Source organism: Cedecea sp. VD22, from assembly GCF_037150195.1.
In the GTDB taxonomy this organism is placed as follows: Bacteria; Pseudomonadota; Gammaproteobacteria; order Enterobacterales; family Enterobacteriaceae; genus Cedecea.
In genome coordinates, this window is record NZ_JBBCPX010000003.1 from 374,782 (window position 1) to 399,362 (window position 24,581).

23 protein-coding genes are annotated in these 24,581 nt (G+C 53.4%); 8 read left to right on the top strand and 15 right to left on the bottom strand.

Annotation, left to right across the window (positions count from 1 at the left end):
• Window positions 1-126: 126 nt before the first annotated feature.
• The 11 genes from atpG to asnC form a co-directional block, all read right to left on the bottom strand.
• The gene (atpG, locus tag WFK85_RS10015; RefSeq protein WP_008457744.1) at window positions 127-990 is read right to left on the bottom strand and encodes a F0F1 ATP synthase subunit gamma; all 864 of its coding nucleotides are present in this window, start codon (window positions 988-990) and stop codon (window positions 127-129) included.
• 50 nt (window positions 991-1,040) lie between these two features.
• Window positions 1,041-2,582 (bottom strand): F0F1 ATP synthase subunit alpha, encoded by a 1,542-nt coding sequence (atpA, locus tag WFK85_RS10020; protein WP_008457747.1) that lies wholly within the window; start codon window positions 2,580-2,582, stop codon window positions 1,041-1,043.
• Between the two features lie 12 nt (window positions 2,583-2,594).
• A complete protein-coding gene (atpH, locus tag WFK85_RS10025; RefSeq protein WP_039299001.1) occupies window positions 2,595-3,128 on the bottom strand; it encodes a F0F1 ATP synthase subunit delta in 534 nt (177 codons plus the stop codon).
• Window positions 3,129-3,142: 14 nt separating this feature from the next.
• A complete protein-coding gene (gene atpF, locus WFK85_RS10030) occupies window positions 3,143-3,613 on the bottom strand; it encodes a F0F1 ATP synthase subunit B (protein WP_008457751.1) in 471 nt (156 codons plus the stop codon).
• A gap of 61 nt (window positions 3,614-3,674) precedes the next feature.
• Window positions 3,675-3,914, bottom strand: a complete 240-nt coding sequence (gene atpE / locus WFK85_RS10035) for a F0F1 ATP synthase subunit C (protein WP_000429386.1) — start codon at window positions 3,912-3,914, stop codon at window positions 3,675-3,677.
• A 47-nt stretch (window positions 3,915-3,961) separates the two neighbouring features.
• On the bottom strand, window positions 3,962-4,780 hold the full coding sequence (gene atpB / locus WFK85_RS10040) for a F0F1 ATP synthase subunit A (protein WP_008457754.1): 819 nt from the start codon (window positions 4,778-4,780) through the stop codon (window positions 3,962-3,964).
• A gap of 8 nt (window positions 4,781-4,788) precedes the next feature.
• Entirely contained in the window at window positions 4,789-5,169 is a 381-nt protein-coding gene (gene atpI / locus WFK85_RS10045; RefSeq protein ID WP_008457755.1) for a F0F1 ATP synthase subunit I, read from the bottom strand.
• Between the two features lie 619 nt (window positions 5,170-5,788).
• A complete protein-coding gene (rsmG, locus tag WFK85_RS10050; RefSeq protein ID WP_008457757.1) occupies window positions 5,789-6,412 on the bottom strand; it encodes a 16S rRNA (guanine(527)-N(7))-methyltransferase RsmG in 624 nt (207 codons plus the stop codon).
• 56 nt (window positions 6,413-6,468) lie between these two features.
• On the bottom strand, window positions 6,469-8,358 hold the full coding sequence (gene mnmG, locus WFK85_RS10055) for a tRNA uridine-5-carboxymethylaminomethyl(34) synthesis enzyme MnmG (RefSeq protein ID WP_008457760.1): 1,890 nt from the start codon (window positions 8,356-8,358) through the stop codon (window positions 6,469-6,471).
• Between the two features lie 370 nt (window positions 8,359-8,728).
• Window positions 8,729-9,178 carry an FMN-binding protein MioC gene (mioC, locus tag WFK85_RS10060; RefSeq protein ID WP_008457762.1) on the bottom strand — a complete coding sequence of 150 codons (450 nt, stop codon included), beginning with the start codon at window positions 9,176-9,178 and terminating at the stop codon, window positions 8,729-8,731.
• An 89-nt stretch (window positions 9,179-9,267) separates the two neighbouring features.
• Window positions 9,268-9,726: a transcriptional regulator AsnC gene (gene asnC / locus WFK85_RS10065; protein ID WP_008457765.1), complete on the bottom strand. Its 459-nt coding sequence runs from the start codon at window positions 9,724-9,726 to the stop codon at window positions 9,268-9,270.
• 155 nt (window positions 9,727-9,881) lie between these two features.
• Between asnC and asnA the strand changes: the two genes are divergently transcribed.
• Window positions 9,882-10,874: an aspartate--ammonia ligase gene (asnA, locus tag WFK85_RS10070; RefSeq protein WP_336706702.1), complete on the top strand. Its 993-nt coding sequence runs from the start codon at window positions 9,882-9,884 to the stop codon at window positions 10,872-10,874.
• Between the two features lie 3 nt (window positions 10,875-10,877).
• On the opposite strand, the gene viaA is transcribed toward asnA, so the two are convergent.
• Together viaA and ravA are read right to left on the bottom strand one after the other, a co-directional pair.
• A complete protein-coding gene (gene viaA, locus WFK85_RS10075; protein WP_166994947.1) occupies window positions 10,878-12,329 on the bottom strand; it encodes an ATPase RavA stimulator ViaA in 1,452 nt (483 codons plus the stop codon).
• Window positions 12,326-13,819 carry an ATPase RavA gene (gene ravA, locus WFK85_RS10080; RefSeq protein WP_166994949.1) on the bottom strand — a complete coding sequence of 498 codons (1,494 nt, stop codon included), beginning with the start codon at window positions 13,817-13,819 and terminating at the stop codon, window positions 12,326-12,328. Before ravA ends, viaA begins: the two co-directional genes overlap by 4 nt.
• A 224-nt stretch (window positions 13,820-14,043) precedes the next feature.
• Between ravA and kup the strand changes: the two genes are divergently transcribed.
• From kup to rbsR, 7 genes are all read left to right on the top strand, one after another.
• A complete protein-coding gene (gene kup / locus WFK85_RS10085) occupies window positions 14,044-15,912 on the top strand; it encodes a low affinity potassium transporter Kup (RefSeq protein WP_008457772.1) in 1,869 nt (622 codons plus the stop codon).
• A 214-nt stretch (window positions 15,913-16,126) separates the two neighbouring features.
• Window positions 16,127-16,546, top strand: coding sequence for a D-ribose pyranase (gene rbsD / locus WFK85_RS10090; protein ID WP_336706704.1), 420 nt, complete (start codon window positions 16,127-16,129; stop codon window positions 16,544-16,546).
• 10 nt (window positions 16,547-16,556) lie between these two features.
• Window positions 16,557-18,071, top strand: coding sequence for a ribose ABC transporter ATP-binding protein RbsA (rbsA, locus tag WFK85_RS10095; protein WP_336706706.1), 1,515 nt, complete (start codon window positions 16,557-16,559; stop codon window positions 18,069-18,071).
• Entirely contained in the window at window positions 18,068-19,033 is a 966-nt protein-coding gene (rbsC, locus tag WFK85_RS10100) for a ribose ABC transporter permease (RefSeq protein WP_008457775.1), read from the top strand. The genes rbsA and rbsC overlap by 4 nt, the downstream gene beginning before the upstream one ends.
• A 27-nt stretch (window positions 19,034-19,060) precedes the next feature.
• Window positions 19,061-19,948: a ribose ABC transporter substrate-binding protein RbsB gene (gene rbsB, locus WFK85_RS10105; RefSeq protein ID WP_008457776.1), complete on the top strand. Its 888-nt coding sequence runs from the start codon at window positions 19,061-19,063 to the stop codon at window positions 19,946-19,948.
• 68 nt (window positions 19,949-20,016) lie between these two features.
• Window positions 20,017-20,946: a ribokinase gene (gene rbsK, locus WFK85_RS10110; protein ID WP_336706709.1), complete on the top strand. Its 930-nt coding sequence runs from the start codon at window positions 20,017-20,019 to the stop codon at window positions 20,944-20,946.
• A 3-nt stretch (window positions 20,947-20,949) separates the two neighbouring features.
• Window positions 20,950-21,942, top strand: coding sequence for a ribose operon transcriptional repressor RbsR (rbsR, locus tag WFK85_RS10115; protein ID WP_039299040.1), 993 nt, complete (start codon window positions 20,950-20,952; stop codon window positions 21,940-21,942).
• On the opposite strand, the gene mdtD is transcribed toward rbsR, so the two are convergent.
• Both mdtD and WFK85_RS10125 read right to left on the bottom strand, forming a co-directional pair.
• Window positions 21,939-23,333 (bottom strand): multidrug transporter subunit MdtD, encoded by a 1,395-nt coding sequence (gene mdtD, locus WFK85_RS10120; protein WP_008457779.1) that lies wholly within the window; start codon window positions 23,331-23,333, stop codon window positions 21,939-21,941. The two genes, rbsR and mdtD, sit on opposite strands and share 4 nt — an antisense overlap.
• A gap of 30 nt (window positions 23,334-23,363) precedes the next feature.
• Window positions 23,364-24,062, bottom strand: coding sequence for a FadR/GntR family transcriptional regulator (locus tag WFK85_RS10125; protein WP_008457780.1), 699 nt, complete (start codon window positions 24,060-24,062; stop codon window positions 23,364-23,366).
• Between the last annotated feature and the right edge of the window lie 519 nt (window positions 24,063-24,581).

The following is a 24,581-nucleotide window of genomic DNA, read 5'->3' on the forward strand; positions in this document are numbered from 1 at the left end:
ATATTTCAATTTGCAGATGCGTTGACTGCCTTCCCTCACCTCCGTCACTTACTGAAGTAAGCTCTTGAGGATTTGCTCAGTTGGCGTCTTTCTGCAAACCGAACTATTTAGGGTAATAAACCTGGTTTAAACCGCGGACGCACCACCGACGATTTCGGTAAGTTCCTGAGTAATGCTGGCCTGACGAGCTTTGTTGTATACCAACCGCAGCTCTTTAATCAGGCTGCCGCCGTTATCGGTTGCGGCTTTCATCGCCACCATACGTGCGGCCTGCTCGCTGGCCAGGTTTTCTACGACGCCCTGATAAACCTGAGACTCAACATAACGACGCAGCAGGGTGTCCAGCAGCGCTTTCGGGTCCGGTTCGTACAGGTAGTCCCAGGATTTACGCTTCAGATCCTCATCTTCTGATGCCGGTAACGGCAGCAGCTGAGTGATGGTCGGAACCTGAGACATGGTGTTAACAAATTTGTTGCTGACAACGTACAGCTTGTCCAGACGACCTTCGTCGTAGGCTTGCAGCATCACTTTCACCGGGCCGATCAGTTCAGACAGGGAAGGGGTATCTCCCATGCCGGTAACCTGAGCAACCACGTTGCCGCCAACGGAGTTGAAGAAAGAAACGCCTTTAGAGCCGATCATCGCGAGTTCGCTCTGAACGCCCTTATCGGACCACTCTTTCATATCCGCCAGCACTTTTTTGAACAAGTTAATGTTCAAACCGCCGCACAAACCACGATCGGTCGACACCACCAAGTAGCCCACGCGCTTAACGTCGCGTTCTTCCAGGTATGGGTGCTTATATTCCAGATTACCGTTCGCAAGGTGACCAATCACTTTGCGCATGGTATCTGCATAAGGACGGCTGGCCGCCATGCGATCCTGCGATTTACGCATTTTGGAAGCGGCGACCATCTCCATCGCTTTGGTGATCTTCTGCGTGTTCTGGACGCTTGCGATCTTACTACGTATCTCTTTTGCGCCGGCCATGAGCTTCTCCTCAATGCCTTGCGGCTTGCCCTAGAGCAAGCCGCCAGACGTTACCAGGACTGGGTTGCTTTAAAGGAGTCGAGGATGCCTTTCAGCTTGCCTTCGATCTCGTCGTTATAGCCACCGGTCTGGTTAATTTCTTGCATCAGCGGAGCGTGATCACGGTCAGCGTAAGCCAGCAGAGCGGCTTCGAAGCTACCGATTTTCGCCAGTTCCACGTCTTCGAGGTAACCGCGTTCAGCCGCGAACAGCACCAGACCCTGTTGTGCAACAGACATTGGGGCATACTGTTTCTGTTTCAGCAGCTCGGTCACTTTCTGACCGTGGCTCAGCTGTTTACGGGTGGCTTCATCCAGATCGGATGCGAACTGAGAGAACGCAGCCAGTTCACGATACTGTGCCAGCGCGGTACGAATACCACCGGACAGTTTCTTGATGATCTTGGTCTGAGCAGCACCACCAACACGAGATACCGAAATACCTGGGTTAACTGCCGGACGAATACCGGAGTTAAACAGATTGGTTTCCAGGAAGATCTGACCATCGGTAATCGAAATTACGTTGGTTGGAACGAACGCAGAAACGTCACCCGCCTGGGTTTCGATGATCGGCAGAGCGGTCAGGGAGCCGGTTTTACCTTTAACTTCACCTTTGGTGAAAGCTTCCACGTATTCCGCGTTAACGCGGGATGCGCGCTCCAGCAGACGGGAGTGGAGGTAGAACACGTCGCCCGGGAAGGCTTCACGACCTGGTGGACGACGAAGCAGCAGGGAAACCTGACGATAAGCAACAGCCTGTTTAGACAGGTCATCGTATACGATCAGCGCATCTTCACCGCGGTCACGGAAGTATTCGCCCATTGCGCAACCAGCATATGGTGCCAGGTATTGCAGTGCAGCGGATTCAGAAGCAGTTGCCACAACAACGATGGTGTTGGACAGTGCGCCGTGCTCTTCCAGTTTACGAACCACGTTAGAAATGGTGGACGCTTTCTGGCCGATAGCCACGTACACACATTTAATACCGGAGTCACGCTGGTTGATGATGGCATCGATTGCCATCGCGGTTTTACCGGTCTGACGGTCACCGATGATCAGCTCACGCTGGCCACGGCCGATTGGAATCATCGCATCGACGGATTTATAACCGGTCTGCACCGGCTGGTCGACGGACTGACGTTCGATTACGCCTGGCGCGATAACTTCGATTGGCGAGAAGCCATCGTTATCAACCGGACCTTTACCGTCGATTGGTGCACCCAGGGTGTTCACCACGCGGCCCAACAGGCCACGGCCAACCGGAACTTCCAGAATACGGCCAGTACACTTAACCTTCATGCCTTCGGCGAGGTCAGCGTATGGACCCATCACTACCGCACCTACGGAGTCGCGCTCCAGGTTCAGTGCGATAGCGTAACGGTTACCCGGCAGGGAAATCATCTCACCCTGCATACAATCGGCCAGGCCGTGAACGCGGATAATACCGTCACTTACAGAAACAATTGTACCTTCGTTATGAGCTTCGCTCACAACATTGAACTGAGCAATGCGCTGCTTGATCAGTTCGCTGATTTCGGTGGAATTCAGTTGCATGCTCCAGTCCCCTTAAGACTGCAAGACGTCTGCAAGGCGTTCAAGACGGCCGCGTACGCTACCGTCAATGACCATATCACCCGACTGGATGATAACGCCCGCCATAACAGACTTATCGATTTTGCAATTCAGCTTAACTTTGCGTGACAGACGTTTTTCCATTGCGGACGTAATGTTTGCAAGCTGTTCATGGCTAAGTTCAGCCGCAGAGGTTACCTGAACCTCTGCAATCGCTTCACTCAGCGCGCGTAAATGCGCGAACTGCTCAAGAACATCCGGGAGCGCTTTTAAACGACCGTTATCAGCCATCACCTTAATCAGGTTCTGGCCATTGGCGTCCAGCTGCTCGCCGCAAATGGCGATGAACGAATCTGCGAGCGTTTCTGGTGCCAGGGCACCGGAAAGAAGCTCTTCCATTTGTTCGTTTTTCGTTACCTCGGCAGCAAACGCCAGCATATTCTGCCAGCGGTCTACGCTCTGGTGTTCGACGGCAAAGTCAAAAGCTGCTTTGGCGTAGGGGCGAGCTACAGTAACAAATTCAGACATCAGCCCCTCCCTCCTTACAGTTCAGCGACCAGTTTATCGACGATGTCGCTGTTAGCAGCTTCATCTACGGAACGTTCGATTATCTTCTCGGCACCGGCAATTGCCAGCAGAGCGACCTGCTTACGCAGCTCTTCACGAGCGCGTTTACGCTCAGCGTCGATTTCTGCCTGAGCCTGCCCAACGATTTTATTACGTTCCTGCTCTGCCTCAGTTTTCGCTTCATCAAGGATCTGGGCACGGCGTTTGTTCGCCTGCTCAATGATCACCTGAGCTTCCGCTTTGGCTTTTTTCAGCTGGTCGGTCGCGTTGGCCTGTGCAAGGTCAAGGTCCTTTTGAGCACGTTCTGCAGAAGCAAGACCGTCAGCAATTTCTTTCTGACGCTTCTCGATGGCTGCCATTAATGGCGGCCATACGTACTTCATGCAGAACAGAACAAACAGGACAAACGCGATGGCCTGGCCGAGGATTGTTGCGTTAATGTTCACAGCACAATGCCTCTTTGTTAGTTAACGTTCTGATATTACTAGATGACTCAAACATCGCTCACTAGGCGACGGCGAACATCACGTACAGACCCAGACCAACAGCGATCATTGGGATTGCATCCACCAGACCCATAACGATAAAGAACTGAGTACGCAGCAGTGGAATCAGATCTGGTTGGCGTGCAGCGCCTTCCAGGAATTTGCCCCCGAGGATGCCGATACCGATCGCAGCACCGATTGCCGCCAGACCCATCATCACAGCGGCAGCCATGTACAGCAGATCCATATTCAGGTTTTCCATGACAGTCTCCAAGTTTGTTTCAGTTAAACGCAGTAGTGGTAAGTAAATTAATGTTCTTCAGACGCCATCGACAGATAGACGATCGTCAGAACCATGAAGATGAAGGCTTGCAGCGTAATAATCAGGATGTGGAAAATGGCCCACGGCACATTCAGAATCCACTGTGACCACCACGGCAACAGACCTGCAATCAGAATGAAAATCAGCTCACCGGCATACATGTTGCCGAACAGTCGCAGACCCAGTGATACAGGTTTGGACAGCAGGCTTACCCCTTCAAGGATTAAGTTGACAGGAATAAATGCCCAGTGATTGAACGGCTGCAGCGTCAGCTCTTTCGTGAAGCCGCCAATGCCTTTCATTTTGATGCTGTAGAACAGAATGAGGATAAACACGCCTAGCGCCATAGACAGGGTGATATTCACGTCCGCAGACGGCACCACGCGCAGGGCTGGTAGGCCTAAGAAGTGCTCGCCGATAAGCGGCAGCAGATCGATAGGCAACAGATCCATCAAGTTCATCAGGAAGACCCAGACGAAAATCGTCAGAGCGAGTGGAGCGATAACCTTGCTTTTGCCATGGTACATGTCTTTCACGCTGCCATGCACAAAGCCAATAATCAGCTCGATAAAAGTCTGAAATTTACCCGGGACGCCGCTGGTTGCGGTTTTCGCCACTTTACGGAACAACACCAAGAACACCAGCCCCAGAAATACTGAGAAGAACATGGAGTCGATGTTGAGCGTCCAGAAGGTAGCCGGGGGGTTATGCGGATCCACCAGCGAGAAAGTACGCAGGTCCAACTGAAGGTTATTCAGGTGGTGACCTATATACTCCTGCGGTGTAGAGATTTCTCCTGCAGACATGATGCCTCTTACCCTTTGTTGTTAATTACAGCTGGTGCGAGTATCTGCACAACCAGCACCGAAACCCACGTCACTATTAGCGGCAATACCACCGCCTTAAAGTACGCCAGCGCCACCACTAAAATGATGAAGGTCGCAATCACCTTTAGCACTTCGCCGAAAGCGAATGTCCAGGCCACGCGGCCTTTTGCGGGTGTATGCGCCTGATGACGCCAGGCAAAAATCATAAACAGCGCGTTTGGCAACCAAACCGCCAGGCCTCCACCGAGAGCGGAAGCGCCCCAAGAAGGAGCTTTAAGGCAAAACAGCAGTCCAATTGCTACCACAGCCAGAAGTTGGATGAACAGAAGCTTGCGGGCTACGTTCTTACTCAAGAGCGACACAGACATGACGTTTCCTAACTCCTGCTACCTATGAGGTATGTCGCGTGTCGTATAAAACTGTCTTTGCGACGCTGAGTCAAGCCTCAAAAAGCGAGCAAATTATACGGTGCGGCCCAGTGATTTCAAACAATAAGTAGCGAAAAGGTGAACAAATGTTTAATTAATTTTCCGCAGAGCCGTTTTCTGACTTTTGGTGAATCGCATCGGCTTCCTCAAAAAGTGCAAATAAGCCGAAATCCCTGACAGCAAAGCGTGCACACGATCACAAATTAAACATCTTATCGGCAGACATTATTTTGCCGCTTAAGAAAGCACTAATTACAGATGACTGATAATTAAGCTGATTAATGTGCACTCTGTTTAAAACAAGCTGAAACATCATAAAAACCTTTCATTGACATTCCAGTTAAACTTTTAACATCCGACAAAGGCCGTTTTTCGGCATAATTTTAGCCGGATGATATTTTCGAATAAAATTATTACCCTGGTAATTAATCACTTTTAAGTTAAAAGCAGGATAAATCCGAGTTAAAGATTGGTTAAATGTAACCAACCATTACATCGATCGCCCCGCCGTTTTTTAACCTCAGTGAAACATCTCTATCGCGTCGTTTTTTGATAAATATTAAGTTTTGTTTGCCTTAATCAGCACCAAATGCCTCTCCCCTTCCAGGCTCGGCACGTTGAGTTTGACGATATTTTCAACGGTGAATCCGGCAGGCAGTTGGGTAATTTCTTCATCCGGACGCACCCCTTTCAGCGCATAGAACTTCCCGTGCGCAGCAGGCAGATGGTGACACCAGTTCACCATGTCGCTTAGCGAGGCAAAAGCCCGGCTGATAACGCCGTCAAACGGAGGTTCCGCCGGAAAATCCTCCACGCGACTTTGTACCGGAGTAATGTTTTCCAGCTTCAGCTCGTGCTGGACCTGACGCAGGAATCGCACACGCTTGCCGAGGCTGTCCAGCAGGGTGAAATGCGAATCAGGGCGCACGATTGCCAGCGGGATCCCAGGCAGACCAGGGCCCGTGCCAACGTCGATAAACCGGCTGCCCTGCAAATGCGGTTCGACCACGATGCTATCCAGAATATGCCGCACCAGCATTTCATCAGGATTACGCACCGAAGTGAGGTTATAGGCCTTGTTCCATTTGTCGAGCAGCGAGACATAGCCCACCAGTTGCTGCTGCTGATTTTCAGGGAGAGTGATGCCCGCTTCTTTCAGCAGGCGAGATAATTTAGTCAGCACGTCATAAACCCATCAAAAAAAGAGGCCAGGATTGCCTGGCCTGTTGTCGTCTGTTTTTAAGCGCTGCGTCGCAGCAGCCCTTGTTTTTTAAGCCAGACAAGCAAAATAGAGATTGCCGCAGGGGTAATACCCGAGATGCGCGATGCCTGGCCAATGGAAACCGGTTTGTGATCGTTAAGTTTGGCGATCACTTCGTTAGACAGCCCGCTCACCTGACTATAGTCGAGCGTGGCTGGTAACACAGTATTCTCATTGCGTTGCTGTTTTTCAATCTCATCCTGCTGGCGTGCAATATAGCCTTCGTATTTAACCTGGATCTCGACCTGTTCGGCAGCCTGAGGATCTTGAAGTCCTGGCGCAAAGGTCGACAGCTGCGTCATCGCCGCGTAGGTCATTTCTGGGCGACGCAGCAGATCTTCGCCGTTAGCTTCTTTGGAAAGCGGGGCACTGAGCTGCGCGTTCACCTCTGCTACCTGCTCAGAGTTCGGGTGCAGCCAGATATCTTTCAGGCGCTGACGCTCACGTTCGATCATTTCCAGTTTGTCGTTGAAGCGAGCCCAGCGAGCATCATCCACCAGACCCAGCTCACGACCGGCTTCGGTGAGACGCAGGTCGGCGTTGTCTTCACGCAGCATCAGGCGATATTCAGCCCTGGAAGTAAACATACGGTACGGTTCTTTGGTCCCCAGAGTGCACAGGTCATCAACCAGCACGCCAAGGTAAGCCTGATCGCGACGCGGTGCCCAACCCTCTTTCTCGGCAGAGAACCGAGCGGCATTGAGACCGGCAAGCAGACCCTGAGCAGCGGCTTCTTCGTAACCAGTGGTGCCGTTGATTTGACCAGCAAAGAACAGCCCCTGGATAAATTTGCTTTCCAGCGTTGGTTTCAGATCGCGCGGATCGAAAAAGTCATACTCAATCGCGTAGCCTGGGCGAACGATCTTCGCATTCTCCATTCCTTTCATCGAACGAACGATTTGCATCTGAACGTCAAAGGGCAGGCTGGTGGAGATCCCGTTCGGGTAAATCTCGTTGCTGGTCAGCCCTTCAGGCTCCAGGAAGATTTGGTGCGCGTTGCGATCGGCAAAACGCATCACTTTGTCTTCGATAGACGGACAGTAACGAGGACCAATGCCTTCGATAATCCCTGCATACATTGGACTGCGGTCGAGGTTATTACGAATGACCTCGTGAGTTTGCTCATTGGTATGCGTGATGTAGCAAGGTACCTGCTCCGGGTGCTGGTTCACGTTCCCCATGAAGGAGAAGACCGGCATCGGGTTATCTCCGTGCTGCGGAGCAAGTACGCTGAAATCAATGGTGCGGGCGTCAATGCGCGGAGGTGTCCCGGTTTTCAGGCGACTGACGCGCAAAGGCAGTTCACGTAAGCGACGTGAGAGCGGGATCGACGGAGGATCGCCCGCACGGCCGCCGCTGTAGTTATCCAGCCCGATGTGGATCTTACCATCCAGGAAGGTGCCTACCGTCAGCACAACCGCTTTCGCGCGGAATTTAAGCCCCATCTGGGTGACCGCACCGACGACACGATCGTTCTCAACGATAAGATCTTCAACCGCCTGCTGGAAAATCATCAGGTTTGGCTGGTTCTCCAGCGCGGTGCGCACGGCCTGACGGTAAAGCACGCGGTCTGCCTGAGCACGAGTGGCGCGGACTGCCGGGCCTTTGCTGGCGTTTAGTATTCTAAACTGAATGCCTGCATGATCGATCGCGGTAGCCATCAGGCCACCGAGAGCATCCACTTCCTTAACCAAATGTCCCTTGCCAATACCGCCAATAGCCGGGTTACAGGACATCTGTCCCAGCGTGTCGATATTGTGTGTCAGAAGCAGGGTCTGCTGACCCATACGAGCTGCGGCCATTGCCGCCTCTGTGCCTGCATGACCCCCGCCGATGATAATGACGTCAAAAGGATCTGGATAAAACATGGTAACTGCCTCGGTTTCGCGAATGAGGGTTTGTGACTTCCCGGGCTGGGGATTCTACTCAACTTTAGTCTTTCGAGAAAGCATCGGGATCTTCGGTTATTAAAAGAAGATCTTTTTTATTTAAAGATCTCTTTATTGTGATCTCTTATTAGGATCGACCACCTCTGTGGATAAGCCATTTATCCATTTTAGGATCAACAACCTGGAAAGGATCGTTTGCTGTGTACTACCGGTGATCCCAGACCGTATAAGCTGGGATCAGAATTGAGGTTTATGCACAACTCAAAAAGTGAACAGCGGTTGTTATTGGGATAACTACGGGTTAATCCAAGCTTTTAACCAGAGTTATCCACATCTGATCGCGCAATCTTTACACTTCAGGGAGTAAATTAATCCAGGAACCAACCCAAATTTCGGCTGGATCCTCAGGAATGTCGTGATCGAGGATGTTAATTTTGAGCAAGGATCCTATGCGGGTTGCACCGCATTCGGTCAGAAGCAGATCGATCTTCTCTATAGCACCGCAAAACGTGTCGTATTCACGGCTGCCGATCCCGATCGCGCCATAGCTTACGTCGCTCAGATCCGGGCGCTGTTCATTTATAGCGTCATAGAAAGGCTGCAGGTTGTCCGGCAGATCGCCAGCACCATGTGTGGAAGAGACCACCAGCCAGATACCGCTGGCTTTAAGATCTTCTAAAAGAGGGCCATGCAGCATTTCAGTGCCGTGTCCCGCTTCTTCAAGCTTCTCTGCCAGATGTTCTGCTACATATTCGGCACTACCCAGAGTACTGCCGCTAATCAGAGTGATATCAGCCATTGTGTCCCGCCTTTTCAAATCGTCGCGTATTGTACGCTGTGAAAGAGCGGGGATCTACCTGTGGATAATATGGGTATTAAAATTAACGATCAGGGCCGGATAGTGCGCATGATCGGGTTCTGCAGCGAGATCAGCGTTTCAGTGGACTGAATTTCATCGATTGTTTGGATCTTGTTGATAAGTACCTGCTGGAGGGCATCAATGGATCGGCACATCACCTTAATAAAGATGCTGTAGTGGCCGGTGGTGTAGTAAGCCTCAGTCACCTCATCCAGGTTTTCCAGCTTGGTCAGAGCGGAGGGATAATCTTTGGCGCTTTTCAGAATGATGCCAATAAAGCAGCAGACATCGTAGCCGAGCTGCTTCGGGCTGATGTCGATACGCGCCCCGGTAATGATCCCCGCCTGCTTCATCTTTTCGACGCGGACGTGAATGGTGCCCGGGCTGACGCCAAACTGTTTGGCCAGTTCTGCATATGCGGTGCGGGCATTGGCCATTAATGCTTCGAGTATGCCGCGATCGAGATTGTCGATCTGATAATTATCCATCACTTTTTCCTATGATAAATGCCGATTTTCCATTTTTTATAGCCTTAAATTCGTCGATTAAAAAGAGGCTGGCCTTTTTTATTGTTGATTATTGAATACGATGACGTTTCTCTTGCTTAATCGATGGAAGAAACACCACAACAAAGAGAAAAGCCATGAAAACCGCCTGGATTGCTAAACAACGTCAGATCAGTTTTGTGAAAACCCATTTTTCCCGTCAACTGGAAGAGAAGCTGGGCCTGATAGAAGTACAGGCGCCGATCCTCAGCCGCGTAGGGGATGGCACACAGGACAACCTTTCTGGCAGCGAGAAAGCAGTGCAGGTGAAGGTGAAAACCTTGCCGCAGGCGCAGTTTGAAGTGGTGCATTCGCTGGCCAAATGGAAAAGAAAAACGCTCGGCCAGCACGACTTCAGCGCGGGCGAAGGGCTTTACACGCACATGAAAGCTCTTCGCCCCGATGAAGACCGTTTATCCCCGATTCACTCGGTCTATGTCGATCAGTGGGACTGGGAACGCGTGATGAGTGACGGCGAACGCCACACCGGCACGCTAAAACAAACCGTAGAGAGCATCTGGGCGGCAATTAAGGCTACCGAGGCTGAAGTGAGTGAACGGTTTGGCCTGGCCGCCTTGCTGCCGGAGAAAATCCATTTTGTTCACAGCGAAACGTTATTGCAGCGCTTCCCTGGTCTGGACGCAAAAGGCCGCGAGCGGGCTATCGCTAAAGAACTTGGCGCGGTCTTCTTAATCGGTATCGGGGGCAAGCTGTCGGACGGGAAACGTCACGACGTCCGCGCCCCGGATTATGATGACTGGTCAACCGGCGGGGAAGCAGGTTTACCGGGGCTGAACGGCGATATCCTGGTCTGGAACCCGGTGCTGGAAGATGCGCTGGAGCTTTCTTCTATGGGGATCCGCGTGGATGCGGACACCCTGAAGCGCCAGCTGGCGATCACCGGAGATGAAGACAGGCTCCAGCTCGAATGGCACCAGTCGTTGGTGAAAGGTGAAATGCCGCAAACCATCGGCGGCGGCATTGGCCAGTCTCGTCTGACGATGCTGCTGCTTCAGCTGCCGCATATTGGCCAGGTTCAGTGCGGCGTCTGGTCGCCAGAAGTGCAGGCTAAGGTTAGCGACCTGCTGTGAGTCTTAGCGCCGCCAGCGACGCAGCAGGCGGCTTCTCATCCCGGTGTCAAAGCGCCAGATATGGTCAAAGATGCGCATGATGCCGGGTTTTCCATGCCCCGACATGGCGACCGCGTGAAAGCGGTTCTGATACTGCCGCTGCAGCGCCTTCACGCTGCTGACGACATCGTCCGGTAGCCGCTGGGCGATAAAATCTGAGATCACCACCGCATCGGCATCGTGCCAGTCTCCGGTTTGCATTTTTTCCAGGATCGAGCGGAAACAGCTGGCAAGATCCGTCCCGCCGCTGAAGTGCTGGCTTAAAAAACGGATCGCCTGATCGATGCCGTCCCGCCCGCTGACCTCATAGCGCACCACTTCGCTGGAAAACAGCATAATAAAGCAGCGCCGGTTGTCGGCGAGGGCAATGCGCATCAGCGCCAGGCAAAAAGCCTTTGCGCATTGCTCGTTGAACCCGCCCATGGAGCCGGAAGTGTCCACGCAGACAATAAATGGCCCGCGAGGTTGTTCGTCAAAATCCTGATGGGCGACCGGGCGTTCGATGATTTTTTCACGCCATGCGTCACCGTGCAGACGGTAAGTGAGCAGTTGCTTCTCCACCAGGCGGCGGTAGAACTCAAATTCCAGTTCGGTAATCCCAAGGGTTGCCAGTTCGGGCGGCAGCAGGCGCAGGATATCGTCGCTGCGCTGTAGGCCGTCAACCTGTTCGGGCACGGTGGCAGGTTCCCGAACCAGCATACGCCAGGGCTCCGTGGGGGAATCTTTCCGCGGGACCGATTTTGCCTCGCGGGAGCGGCCCAGCTGTTCGGCAAGCTGCATCAGCTCGGGCTGGCCGGTGAGAAACTCGCCGTATTGCACAATCAGCTGATAGTCCCCGCGCTTGAGCGTGCCGCCGCTCATGTCCCACAGCTTGCCCGCTGCTTTATCGTTTTCGGCAAGTGCGGGGTCCAGTTGCCCGCTAAGTGCCAGCCGCTCCTGAATCTCCGCCAGCAGCTTGTCGCGCTCGTCTTCTAACAGCTGCTGGTTAAGCGACGTGGCCTGTACAACCAGGCTCAACCGCCAGCGCTGCAGAAACAGCGTATGCTGCGCCGGGGTGAAGTGCGGGTTATCAGCCACCAGCGTTTTGGCCTGTTCATAGAACGGCGAGCCGAGCTTATGCAGCAGCTGAATAATTTCCGGCAGCCGCATGATGAGCTGCCCGGTGGTGAGTAACTGACTCTGCTGGTAGCAAAGGACTTCCTGCGCCAGCTCATCCGGGACGTGTCCGTCCTTCAGTCGGCCTTTAAGCTGGTCTCGCCAGCGAGGTAAGTCTTCACTAACTGCTTTTTTCAAACGCGGGAATTTTTCGAAAAACACCGCCAGCTGCGGGGCAGCCAGCAGGGTAATAATGATCTCTTCTATCAGTTCGCCTTCACCAATAGTCAGGATCATATCCAGCGTTTCAACGCTTATCATTGCCGGGCCTGTTTCAGCTGTGCCGCAACGTCCTGCAGGCTGGCTTCAATTTTTCCCAGCCAGTCGCTTTCAATAAACAGGCATTTTTGCTGATCGTTAAAGCGCTCGTGCTGCTGGTGTAACGCGGCGTCGAGATCGTCAAACTGCTTTTTGATCTCATCCGGTACGCCCTGTTGCTGGTGGCCCGGCAGCGCCAGCCGTGTGGCCTGGAGGCTAACATCGCGAATGGTCAGGTGCAGGCTGTTGTCCACTTCAAGGTTAAGCAACTGCGCAAAACCAATGCCGTTCAACTTGCCGCGGATCTCGCCTCCTTTATTAAGCCACTGCGCCAGCGCCTCACGCGCCAGGGTGATATGAATCACTTCGATATCGTGCAGTTTCAGCGGCTTTTGCAGTAAAAGCGTTAGCGTTTCGCCGGTTATCTCATCCGGGAGCTGATACTGCGGCTTGCGGCTGAACATGCCTGTCTGCTTGAGCACGGTGAAAGCGTCCCGATCGCTGCTTTGCTGCTGAAGCTGGAGGCGGCGCTGGACGATGCCGCTGAGCTTGCTCAGAATGGCCTGCTGCTGCCACGCGTGGCCGGTCATCAAAACTTCAATCTGCTGCTGCATCAAATTCATGGTTGCCGTGTCGTGCCACAGACAGTCTTTGAGCAGGATAAGATCGATAGGCGCCACGGCATCGCGGCCGTTAAAGAAGGCGCAGGCCTGCAGCAGACGAATGGCTTTTTTCCAGCGGCGATCGGATACATAAGGAGCCCCCGGCGTGGCCTCAAGCAGCTGCCTCAGGGTGAAGATCAGTTCAAAAACGTCGTCCGGCAGCTCGACGCCGCCAATTTGCTGCTGCCAGGTGAAATATTCTTCATCGGTAACCTGCAGGTTTTCGGTGACCGGATTAAAGTTTTCGTCGTGCTGGCTGATGAGCATTGAGCGGAAATTCGCTTTGTCCTGTACTTTGTCGAGCCACAGGCGGATTAGCATGCGGTCATACAGCGCTTCCAGGCTGCTGTCCGCTTCGGGCAGCTCGTTAGAGGCGGCCACCAGCAGGCGCATGGGGATTTTTTCTTCGCTGGCGCCGTTGCGGAAGCGGCGTTCGTTAATGGCGGTCAGCAGGGTGTTTAAAATTGCCGGGCCCGCTTTCCAGATCTCATCCAGAAACACGATTTCGGCTTCCGGCAGGTAGCCGGCGGTCAGGCGCTCATAGCGGCCTTCATCTTTCAGCGCCTGAATAGAAAGCGGGCCAAAAACTTCTTCTGGCGTTGAGAAGCGAGTCATTAGATATTCAAAGGCGCGCGCTTCGCGAAAGGCGAATTTCAGGCGGCGGGCGATCAGGCTTTTTGCAATGCCTGGCGGACCAAGTAAAAAGACGCTTTCGCCGCTCAGCGCCGCCAGCAAACAGAGACGAACGGCGTGCTGACGTTCAAAAAGTCCCTTTTCCAGCGCCTGGCTGAGACGAGAAATTCTTTCAGCCAGCAAATGTGATTGAGCCATAATTAGCTTTGCATCCTTACGCGGTTAACCCTGTGGAGAAACGCGAGTATAGCGTTTATTTTTAGCCAGTTAATGTGCTGATTATGCCGCATGCAACGTTTGAGCTGAGATAAGTCAAATGCATTTAGGAGTACGATTTACACAATTATCGTGCATACTGTGCGCCGTTTTGTGGGCCAAGGGACTAAGCACACGTTTTCGGGATTCCAACAAAAGATTAGTCTATGAGCGCTGATAATAAACAATCGTTGCCGGCCGTTACGCTGGCTGCTATCGGGGTTGTGTACGGTGATATTGGTACCAGCCCGCTTTATACCCTTCGTGAATGTCTGTCCGGGCAGTTTGGGTTTGGCGTTGAACGCGACGCCGTGTTTGGCTTTTTGTCGTTAATTTTTTGGCTGTTGGTACTGGTCGTCTCCATCAAATATCTCACCTTCGTGATGCGGGCGGATAACGCCGGGGAAGGCGGGATCTTAACGCTAATGTCGCTTGCCGGGCGTAATACGACGGCGCGAATGACCTCTGTACTGGTGATCATGGGGTTGATTGGCGGCAGCTTCTTCTACGGCGAGGTGGTTATCACACCGGCGATATCGGTGATGTCGGCCATAGAGGGTCTTGAGATAGCCGCGCCGCAGCTCGATCAGTACATTGTTCCCCTTTCTATTATTGTTCTGACGCTGCTGTTTATGATTCAGAAGCACGGCACCGGGATGGTGGGCAAGCTGTTTGCTCCGGTGATGCTGCTGTGGTTCCTGACGCTCGCTGTTCTGGGCGCGCGCAGTATCATCGGCAACCCGGAAGTTCTGCAGGCGCTTAACCCGGCCTGGGCGGTGAATTTCTTCGTGCAGTACAAAGCCGTGTCGTTCGTTGCTCTCGGCGCTGTTGTGCTGGCTATAACCGGGGTTGAAGCGCTATATGCCGATATGGGGCACTTTGGTAAGCTCCCGATTCGCATCGCATGGTTTATCGCGGTTCTGCCTTCATTAGTTCTGAACTATTTTGGCCAGGGCGCGCTGCTGTTAAAGAACCCGGAAGCGATTAAAAACCCGTTCTTCCTACTGGCACCTGACTGGGCGCTGATCCCTTTATTGGTCCTGGCGACGCTGGCAACGGTTATTGCCTCTCAGGCCGTGATTTCCGGCGTATTCTCGCTGACTCGTCAGGCGGTTCGCCTGGGTTACCTCTCGCCAATGCGTATCATCCATACCTCGGAAATGGAGTCCGGGCAGATTTACATTCCAGCGATTAACTGGATTCTGTATATCGCCGTGGTGATTGTCATCGTTAGCTTCGAACATTCAAGTAACCTGGCGGCGGCATACGGGATCGCAGTAACCGGCACGATGGTGCTGACCTCGATTCTCTGCTGCACCGTCGCGCGCAAAAACTGGCACTGGAATAAAATTGCCGTGCTCCTGATGTGCGTGGGCTTCCTGTTTATCGACGTGCCGCTGTTCTCTGCTAACCTCGAGAAAATCGTCTCTGGCGGTTGGCTGCCGCTCACGCTGGGGCTTGTCATGTTTACCATCATGACGACGTGGAAGAGCGAGCGTTTCCGCCTGCTGCGCCGTATGCACGAGCACGGTAACTCGCTGGAAGCGATGATTGCGTCCCTTGAGAAATCTCCGCCGGTTCGCGTGCCGGGCACCGCGGTTTATATGTCCCGTGCGTTGAACGTGATCCCGTTTGCCATGCTGCACAACCTGAAGCACAACAAAGTGCTGCATGAGCGAGTCGTATTGCTGACGCTGCGCACCGAAGACGCCCCATACGTTCACAACGTTAAGCGCGTTTCTATTGAGCAGCTGTCGCCCACCTTCTGGCGCGTGGTGGCCAGTTACGGCTGGCGTGAAACGCCGAACGTGGAAGAGATTTTCCACCGCTGTGGTTTGGAAGGCTTAAGCTGTCGGATGATGGAAACCTCGTTCTTCATGTCGCATGAGTCGCTGATTATCGGTAAGCGTCCGTGGTATCTCCGCCTGCGTGGCAAGCTGTTCCTCGCCCTGCAGCGAAATGCCCTGCGCGCGCCTGACCAGTTTGAGATCCCGCCGAACAGGGTTATCGAGCTGGGCACCCAGGTCGAGATTTAAGTCAGCCAGTCTTTACTGGCCTGATGCCCTCACCCCGACGCTCTTCCACAAGGAGAGGGCGCAAAGAGTAAAAAACGGTACTCAGGTACCGTTTTGCATTTATTAGCGAAACGTTTCGATGTTGATCACACTTCTTTAACCTGGTGGTTGTTTAACCGCCACCTCTTTTCCTACACTCATTATCAGCGAAACGTTTCGCTAGTGGAGCAGGAAAATGAAGAAAGGTACCGTTCTTAACGCTGATATTTCGTCCGTTATCTCCCGTCTGGGGCATACCGATACGCTGGTAATTGCCGATGCCGGGCTGCCAATTCCGCGCCATACCCAGCGCATTGATTTGGCATTAACTCACGGCGTTCCGGGCTTTATGCAGGTCGTGGATGTGGTAACGCAGGAAATGCAGGTTGAGGCGGCAATCATTGCTTCTGAAATCAAACAACATAATCCCGTGCTTCACGAAACGTTGCTCAGCCATATTGAGCAACTGCAAAAACACCAGGGAAACACCATAACTATTCGTTACATCAGCCATGAGCAGTTCAAGCAGCACACCGCGGATGCACATGCGGTTATTCGCAGCGGGGAGTGTTCCCCGTATGCGAATATCATTCTCTGTGCCGGCGTAACCTTCTGAGGAGGTCAGCATGGAACCCTTACTGCAACTTAAAGGGATCGATAAATCGTTCCCAGGGGTGAAAGCCCTGTCTGGTGCGGCGTTGAACGTTTACCCGGGCCGCGCAATGGCGCTGGTGGGTGAGAACGGCGCCGGCAAATCCACGATGATGAAAGTCCTGACCGGGATCTACACCAAAGATGCCGGTTCGCTGCTGTGGCTGGGAAAAGAAACTGCCTTTAGCGGGCCAAAAGCGTCTCAGGAAGCCGGTATCGGGATTATCCACCAGGAACTCAACCTGATCCCGCAGCTCAGCATTGCGGAGAACATCTTCCTTGGCCGCGAGTTTGTCGGGCATTTTGGCAACATTGACTGGAAGAAGATGTACCGTGAAGCCGACAAGCTGCTGGCGAAGCTGAATTTACGCTACACCAGCGAGCGTCTGGTGGGCGAGCTGTCGATTGGCGATCAGCAAATGGTTGAGATTGCCAAGGTGCTGAGCTTTGAGTCCAAAGTCATCATCATGGATGAACCGACCGATGCGCTGACCGACACGGAAACCGAGTCGCTGTTCCGCGTTATCCGTGAGCTGAAGGCTCAGGGCTGCGGCATCGTTTATATCTCCCACCGCATGAAAGAGATTTTTGAGGTGTGCGACGACGTGACAGTGCTGCGTGACGGGCAGTTTATTGCCGAGCGCGAAGTCTCCACGCTTACCGAAGATACCCTGATCGAAATGATGGTTGGCCGCAAGCTGGAAGACCAGTATCCGCATCTGGACAAACAGCCCGGCGATATTCGCCTGCGGGTCGATAACGTATCTGGCCCCGGCGTGAAGGCGGTTTCTTTCACGCTGCGTAAAGGTGAAATCCTCGGCGTTGCCGGGCTGATGGGTGCCGGGCGTACCGAATTGATGAAAGTGCTTTATGGCGCGCTGCCGAGAAGCGGTGGCTATGTGGCGCTGGATGGCCGTGAAGTAGTGACTCGTTCTCCGCAGGATGGGTTGGCTAATGGCATCGTTTATATCTCTGAAGACCGCAAGCGCGATGGGCTGGTTCTGGGGATGTCGGTGAAGGAGAACATGTCGTTGAACGCGCTGCGTTATTTCAGTCGCGGGGCTGGCAGCCTGAAGCATAAAGATGAGCAGCAGGCGGTGCAGGACTTTATTCGCCTGTTCAACGTCAAAACGCCTTCCATGGAACAGCCAATTGGCCTGCTGTCCGGCGGTAACCAACAGAAAGTTGCCATCGCGCGTGGCCTGATGACCCGTCCGAAAGTGCTGATCCTCGACGAGCCAACTCGTGGCGTCGACGTTGGAGCGAAAAAAGAAATTTATCAGTTAATTAACCAGTTTAAAGCCGAAGGGTTGAGCATCATCCTTGTGTCGTCCGAGATGCCGGAAGTGCTGGGCATGAGCGACCGCATTATGGTTATTCACGAAGGGCGACTGAGCGGGGAGTTCTCCCGTGAAGAAGCCACCCAGGAGGCGCTGATGGCCGCGGCCGTTGGCAAGCTTAATCGAGTGAATCAGGAGTTAGATAAATGAGTACCCAGACCGTGTCCACCCGTCGCTGGTTCACCAAAGCGTGGCTGATGGAGCAAAAATCGCTGATCGCTCTGCTGGTGCTGATTGCGATTGTCTCGGCCCTGAGCCCGAACTTCTTTACCGTGAATAACCTGTTCAACATCCTGCAGCAAACGTCGGTGAACGCCATTATGGCGGTGGGGATGACGCTGGTCATTCTGACCTCCGGGATCGACCTGTCCGTCGGTTCTCTTCTGGCGTTGACCGGGGCGGTGGCGGCCTCGATTGTGGGCTTTGAGGTCAATGCGCTGGTGGCCGTTGCGGCTGCGCTGGCTCTTGGGGCTGCCATTGGTGCCGTAACGGGTGTGATTGTAGCGAAAGGGCGGGTTCAGGCCTTTATTGCCACCCTGGTGATGATGCTGCTGCTGCGCGGGGTGACGCTGGTTTACACCAACGGCAGCCCGATGAATACCGGCTTCTCGGACAATGCTGATCTGTTTGGCTGGTTCGGTATTGGCCGCCCGCTGGGGATCCCAACGCCGGTCTGGATCATGGCGATTGTCTTCCTGGCCGCGTGGTACATGTTGCACCATACTCGCCTGGGGCGTTACATCTATGCGCTCGGCGGCAACGAAGCGGCAACGCGCCTGTCAGGCATTAGCGTCAACAAAGTGAAAATCATCGTCTACTCTCTGTGTGGTCTGCTGGCGTCGCTGGCCGGGATCATCGAAGTAGCACGTCTTTCCTCTGCGCAGCCAACGGCGGGTGCGGGATATGAACTGGATGCTATTGCGGCGGTTGTGCTGGGCGGTACCAGCCTGGCGGGCGGCAAAGGCCGGATTGTCGGCACGCTGATCGGGGCATTGATCCTCGGCTTCCTGAACAACGGTCTGAATTTATTAGGTGTTTCTTCTTATTACCAGATGATCGTCAAAGCAGTGGTAATTTTGCTGGCGGTGCTGGTGGACAATAAAAAGCAGTAAAACCATAACCCTACAGGACATCTGACTATGAACATGAAAAAACTGGCTACCCTGGTTTCCGCTGTCGCCCTGAGCGCCACCGTAAGCGCAAACGCCATGGCAAAAGACACCATCGCGCTGGTGGTGTCTACCCTGAATAACCCGTTCTTCGTGTCGCTGAAAGATGGCGCGCAGAAAGAAGCCGACAAGCTGGGCTACAACCTGGTGGTGCTGGATTCACAAAACAACCCGGCAAAAGAGCTGGCCAACGTGCAGGACTTAACGGTTCGCGGCACCAAATTAATGCTGATTAACCCAACGGATTCCGACGCGGTGGGCAATGCCGTTAAGATGGCAAACCAGGCTAAAATCCCGGTGATCACTCTCGACCGTATGGCAAACCAGGGGACCGTGGTGAGCCACATTGCTTCTGATAACGTTGCTGGCGGCAAAATGGCCGGTGATTACATCGCTAAGAAACTGGGCGACGGCGCGAAAGTCATTGAACTGCAGGGGATTGCTGGTGCTTCCGCAGCCCGTGAACGTGGTGAAGGTTTCAAACAGGCTGTTGCGGCACATAAATTTGACGTGCTGGCCAGCCAGCCCGCTGACTTCGACCGTACTAAAGGTCTGAACGTTATGCAGAACCTGCTGACTGCACACCCTAACGTTCAGGCTGTGTTTGCTCAGAACGACGAAATGGCACTGGGTGCCCTGCGTGCGCTGCAAACCGCGGGTAAATCTGATGTGCTGGTCGTCGGTTTCGATGGTACGGCTGACGGCGTGAAAGCGGTTGAAGGCGGCAAACTGGGCGCGACAGTGGCTCAGATGGCTGACCAGATCGGCGTTATCGGTGTGGAAACCGCTGATAAAGTGCTGAAAGGCGAGAAAGTGGATGCGAAAATCCCGGTTGATTTGAAACTGATCACCAAATAAGAATTAAAGAAAAGCAGGGCAACGCGCCGCTCAGGCATGAGCGGCGCACTCAAACTGGATATTAAGATATGAAAAGCACAGGCAAACTCGTCGTTCTTGGCAGCATCAATGCTGACCATATCCTCAACCTCGAACATTTCCCAACGCCGGGTGAAACCGTCACCGGGCAGGGGTATCAGGTGGCGTTCGGCGGTAAAGGTGCGAACCAGGCCGTTGCGGCAGGGCGCAGTGGAGCAGACATTGCGTTTATTGCCTGTGTGGGCGATGACGATACCGGTGGCCGCGTTTGTAAGCAGCTTGCCAGCGATAATATTGATACTTCGCCAATCAGTACCATTAAAGATGAAGCGACCGGCGTGGCGCTGATTTTTGTCAACGGCGCAGGTGAAAACGTGATCGGCATTCACGCCGGCGCGAATGCCGCTTTGACTCCCGAACCGGTGGCAGCGCAACAGCAGAAAATTGCTGATGCTTCGGCGTTATTAATGCAGCTGGAATCCCCGCTTGAGAGCGTTCTGGCTGCAGCGAAAATTGCCCATCAGCACCAGACCAAAGTGATTCTGAATCCGGCCCCGGCCTGTGAGCTCTCTGATGAGCTTCTGTCTCTGTTAGATATGATCACTCCGAACGAAACGGAAGCAGAAAAGTTGACTGGCGTGCGGGTTGAGAATGATGCAGATGCTGCCAAAGCTGCTGAAGTGCTGCACGGTAAAGGTATCGACACAGTGATTATCACGCTCGGCAGCCGTGGTGTATGGCTAAGCGAAAAAGGTCACGGCAAACGAGTGCCGGGCTTTAAGGTAAAAGCTGTCGATACTATTGCCGCTGGCGACACTTTTAACGGTGCGCTGGTGACTGCATTGCTCGAAGATAAGCCGATGGAAGATGCCGTGCGATTTGCTCACGCTGCCGCCGCAATTGCCGTGACGCGAAAAGGCGCTCAGCCTTCCGTGCCGTGGCGCAAGGAAATAGATGAGTTCCTGCAGCAGCAGAGGTAAGTCATGGCTACCATGAAAGACGTCGCCCGCCTGGCGGGCGTTTCTACTTCTACCGTTTCCCACGTCATTAATAACGATCGCTTTGTTAGCGATGCCATTCGTCAGAAGGTTGAGGCCGCGGTAAAAACGCTGAACTATGCGCCTTCTGCGTTGGCTCGCAGCCTCAAGCTGAATCAAACGCATACCATCGGTATGCTGATCACCGCGAGTAGCAACCCCTTCTATTCCGAGCTGGTTCGAGGCGTGGAGCGCAGCTGCTTTGAGCGCGGCTACAGCCTGGTGCTGTGTAACACCGAAGGCGATGAGCACCGCATGAACCGAAATCTGGAAACGCTGCTGCAAAAGCGCGTCGATGGATTACTGTTGTTGTGCACCGAAACGCATCAGCCTTCGCCTGAAATCATCAACCGCTACCCGACTATCCCGACAGTAATGATGGACTGGGCTCCGTTTGAGGGGCAGAGCGATGTGATTCAGGATAACTCGCTGCTCGGCGGAGAAATGGCGACACAGCACCTGATCGACAATGGCTATACCCGTATTGCCTGCATCGCCGGGCCGCAGGACAAAACGCCTGCCAGACTGCGCCTTGAAGGCTACCGCAAAGCTATGGCCCAGGCCGGGCTGACGATTTACCCCGGTTATGAAATTATCGGCGACTTCGAGTTTCAGGGCGGGTTTAGCGCCATGAGCGAACTGCTTACCCTGGCGGACAGGCCGGACGCTGTATTCATGGGGAATGACGCTATGGCCGTTGGGGCCTACCATGCTTTATATCAGGCTGGTCTTAGCATTCCGCAGGATATGGCGGTGATTGGCTACGATGATATCGAGCTTGCACGCTACATGACGCCGCCGCTGACGACGATTCACCAGCCCAAAGATGAGCTCGGCGAATTGGCCGTGGATGTGCTGATCCACCGAATGGGGCAACCAGACCTGGCGCAGCAACGGCTACTGCTGACGCCAGAGCTGGTGGAGCGAAGCTCCGTTTAAGGTTTGTGACGTTCTTTTATTAAGTTGCGCCCGTCTTTGGAGCGCAGTAGCAAAAATACCGCCGATGAGACCAGCGTTATCGCGCCCATCGTCAACAGGGTGTAGTGGAATTGCTCGATGGTATTGACGCTGTCTATGCCTTCCCATGCTCTAAGCACCGCGGCACTAACGGCAACCCCAAGGCTAATTGAAAGCTGCTGAGTTACGGCCAGCACGCTGTTGCCGCTGCTGGCGTTTTCATCCGTCAGGTCCGCAAGGGTGATGGTGTTCATGGCCGTAAACTGCGTCGACATTGCCATCCCTAATATAAAGAGGGGCAGGATCAGCAGCCAGACTTCCATGCCCGGTGACTGCAGCGAGAACTGGGCAATCAGCAGGCCGATGACCAAAGTGATCCCGACCAGCGTTTTACGATAGCCCAGCCAGCGCAGCACCTGCGTGACGGTCGATTTAGCCAGTAGCGAACCGACCGCCGTAGGTGCCATCATGCAGCCAGCCAATAATGCTGAATAGCCAAATCCCACCTGCAGCATAAGTGGCATTAAAAAAGGCACGCAACCGGTGCCGAGGCGTGAGGCTATATTGCCGACTATGCCAACGGAGAAGGTACGCGTCTTAAAGAGAGGCAGGGGAATAAGCGGCGTTGGAACGCGGCGGGCATGCCAGACATAAGTCAGCAGCAGTAAAATCCCGCCCAGAATCACTAACATGCCTATATAGCTGGCGACAATCCGCTCGCCAAACAGCTCAACCCCGCTGGATATCAGCACCAGGCCCGCGCCAAATAGCAAGAAGCCGCTCATATCAAACCCGCGCTTCGGCGTGGTGAAGTTGGGCATGTACTTGCGGGCATACAGCAGGCCCAGAATGCCAATCGGAATATTGATTAAAAATATCCAGTGCCAGCTTGCCCAGGTGACCAGAACGCCGCCGAGCAGTGGGCCGATAATGGGGCCGACCAGACCGGGCATGGTGACAAAGTTGAGTACAGGCAACAGCTCGCTGCGTGGGTAAGCCCGAAGTAATGCCAGACGGGCAACCGGCATCATCATCGCGCCGCCAATTCCCTGAATCACGCGAAAGATGACCAGCTCGGTTAAAGATCCAGACATGGCGCAGGCAAAAGAGCCGAGAGTGAACAGGCTAACGGCCAGCATAAATACGCGGCGTGTGCCGAAGCGGTCCGCTAACCAACCGCTTACCGGGATAAGCATGGCGACGGTTAAGGTGTAGCTAATAATGGCAGCCTGCATGGCCAGCGGGGAGCGATTCAGGCTATGGGCTATTGCCGGTAGCGCGGTGTTAAGGATGGTGGCATCCAAAGCCTGCATAAAGAAAGCCATTGCGGCTATCCAAGGCAGGCCGGCCATGCTGCGTGCTGTTTTCGTCATTATTATCCTGAAGGTTATGTGCGCTTTAGACTACCGATGAGTGACGGGTTCCTTTAATAGCGCCAGGCAGGCGTTAAAAGCGGCCTGTCCCTCTCCCTTAGCAATGGCATCCACAATCGCCTGATGCAAATCGAGCTTAATGACTTCGTTATCGGTAATCGCGGTGAAGTAATTGTAATAAATCGATCTGAATAAGTTCGCGAAAGATGTCATGAAAGGGTTACCACTCATTTCATAGATAAGTTCGTGGTAGGCCATATCCACTTCAATCCACCGCTGACGGTCAAAGGCCGTCTGCAGTTCTGTCATTTGCGCCATAAGTTGAGTAAGCCTGGTTCGCTGCTGCTCATTACTATTAATAGCGGCTAATGCGCAGGCCTGTGGCTCCAGGCTATTACGCATAATCAAAAACTCTTCTACTACATGGCTGAAGTTATCTTTGGTCATCCACCAGGCTATCAGTTCTTTATCAAGGAAGTTCCAGTGGCTGCGGGGCATGACGCGAGTGCCAATCCTTGGGCGAGGCAACAGCATGCCTTTAGCGGCTAGCGTCTTGACGGCTTCACGAACGGCAGTCCGGCTGACGCCAAAGAGATCACCCAGTTCCATCTCGCCCGGAAGAATGCTGCCTGCCGCATATTCACCCTTGAGAATTCGCTGGGCAATTTTCTCTGCCAGCACATAAGAAAGGTTTTTTTGGGCGGCGAGTTGTTGAGTGGATAAAGACATGACGCAATTCCTTTAGCTGTATTTCTTACCCTAGTATGCCACCGGCGGTGATTTTGCGGTGATTTATGCAGCAAATATCCCTGATTTGCTGGCTTTCTGCGCGCCATTGGTGAAAAAGAATGCGGTCAGAAAGTTTTTTCAAATTAGGGGTTGTCAGGCTCTGAGAACTCCCTATAATGCGCCTCCACTGACACGGCGAAGCGGCTTCGAAAGCGGCTTCACAACCCGGTAGTCAGTCAGACGAAAGCAAAAATAAACGCTTGACTCTGAAAGAGGAAAGCGTAATATACGCCACCTCGAGTTAGCAAGCGAAAGCGACTGACTTACTGCTCTTTAACAATTTATCAGACAATCTGTGTGGGCACTCGCAGGATTGATATCTCAGCATCTTAGGATGCAAACAAATATCAAGTCTTGAAGAGTGACTACTGATTTTATAAACAGTTTTAATTCTTTGAGCATCAAACACTTTTAAATTGAAGAGTTTGATCATGGCTCAGATTGAACGCTGGCGGCAGG

Bases quoted from the DNA above. Each gene is read 5' to 3' on its own strand.
- atpG (WP_008457744.1), bottom strand. From the start codon at position 990: ATGGCCGGCGCAAAAGAGATACGTAGTAAGATCGCAAGCGTCCAGAAC.
- atpA (WP_008457747.1), bottom strand. From the start codon at position 2,582: ATGCAACTGAATTCCACCGAAATCAGCGAACTGATCAAGCAGCGCATT.
- atpH (WP_039299001.1), bottom strand. From the start codon at position 3,128: ATGTCTGAATTTGTTACTGTAGCTCGCCCCTACGCCAAAGCAGCTTTT.
- atpE (WP_000429386.1), bottom strand. From the start codon at position 3,914: ATGGAAAACCTGAATATGGATCTGCTGTACATGGCTGCCGCTGTGATG.
- atpB (WP_008457754.1), bottom strand. From the start codon at position 4,780: ATGTCTGCAGGAGAAATCTCTACACCGCAGGAGTATATAGGTCACCAC.
- atpI (WP_008457755.1), bottom strand. From the start codon at position 5,169: ATGTCTGTGTCGCTCTTGAGTAAGAACGTAGCCCGCAAGCTTCTGTTC.
- mnmG (WP_008457760.1), bottom strand. From the start codon at position 8,358: ATGTTTTATCCAGATCCTTTTGACGTCATTATCATCGGCGGGGGTCAT.
- mioC (WP_008457762.1), bottom strand. From the start codon at position 9,178: ATGGCTGATATCACTCTGATTAGCGGCAGTACTCTGGGTAGTGCCGAA.
- asnC (WP_008457765.1), bottom strand. From the start codon at position 9,726: ATGGATAATTATCAGATCGACAATCTCGATCGCGGCATACTCGAAGCA.
- asnA (WP_336706702.1), top strand. From the start codon at position 9,882: ATGAAAACCGCCTGGATTGCTAAACAACGTCAGATCAGTTTTGTGAAA.
- viaA (WP_166994947.1), bottom strand. From the start codon at position 12,329: ATGATAAGCGTTGAAACGCTGGATATGATCCTGACTATTGGTGAAGGC.
- ravA (WP_166994949.1), bottom strand. From the start codon at position 13,819: ATGGCTCAATCACATTTGCTGGCTGAAAGAATTTCTCGTCTCAGCCAG.
- kup (WP_008457772.1), top strand. From the start codon at position 14,044: ATGAGCGCTGATAATAAACAATCGTTGCCGGCCGTTACGCTGGCTGCT.
- rbsD (WP_336706704.1), top strand. From the start codon at position 16,127: ATGAAGAAAGGTACCGTTCTTAACGCTGATATTTCGTCCGTTATCTCC.
- rbsA (WP_336706706.1), top strand. From the start codon at position 16,557: ATGGAACCCTTACTGCAACTTAAAGGGATCGATAAATCGTTCCCAGGG.
- rbsC (WP_008457775.1), top strand. From the start codon at position 18,068: ATGAGTACCCAGACCGTGTCCACCCGTCGCTGGTTCACCAAAGCGTGG.
- rbsB (WP_008457776.1), top strand. From the start codon at position 19,061: ATGAACATGAAAAAACTGGCTACCCTGGTTTCCGCTGTCGCCCTGAGC.
- rbsK (WP_336706709.1), top strand. From the start codon at position 20,017: ATGAAAAGCACAGGCAAACTCGTCGTTCTTGGCAGCATCAATGCTGAC.
- rbsR (WP_039299040.1), top strand. From the start codon at position 20,950: ATGGCTACCATGAAAGACGTCGCCCGCCTGGCGGGCGTTTCTACTTCT.
- mdtD (WP_008457779.1), bottom strand. From the start codon at position 23,333: ATGACGAAAACAGCACGCAGCATGGCCGGCCTGCCTTGGATAGCCGCA.
- WFK85_RS10125 (WP_008457780.1), bottom strand. From the start codon at position 24,062: ATGTCTTTATCCACTCAACAACTCGCCGCCCAAAAAAACCTTTCTTAT.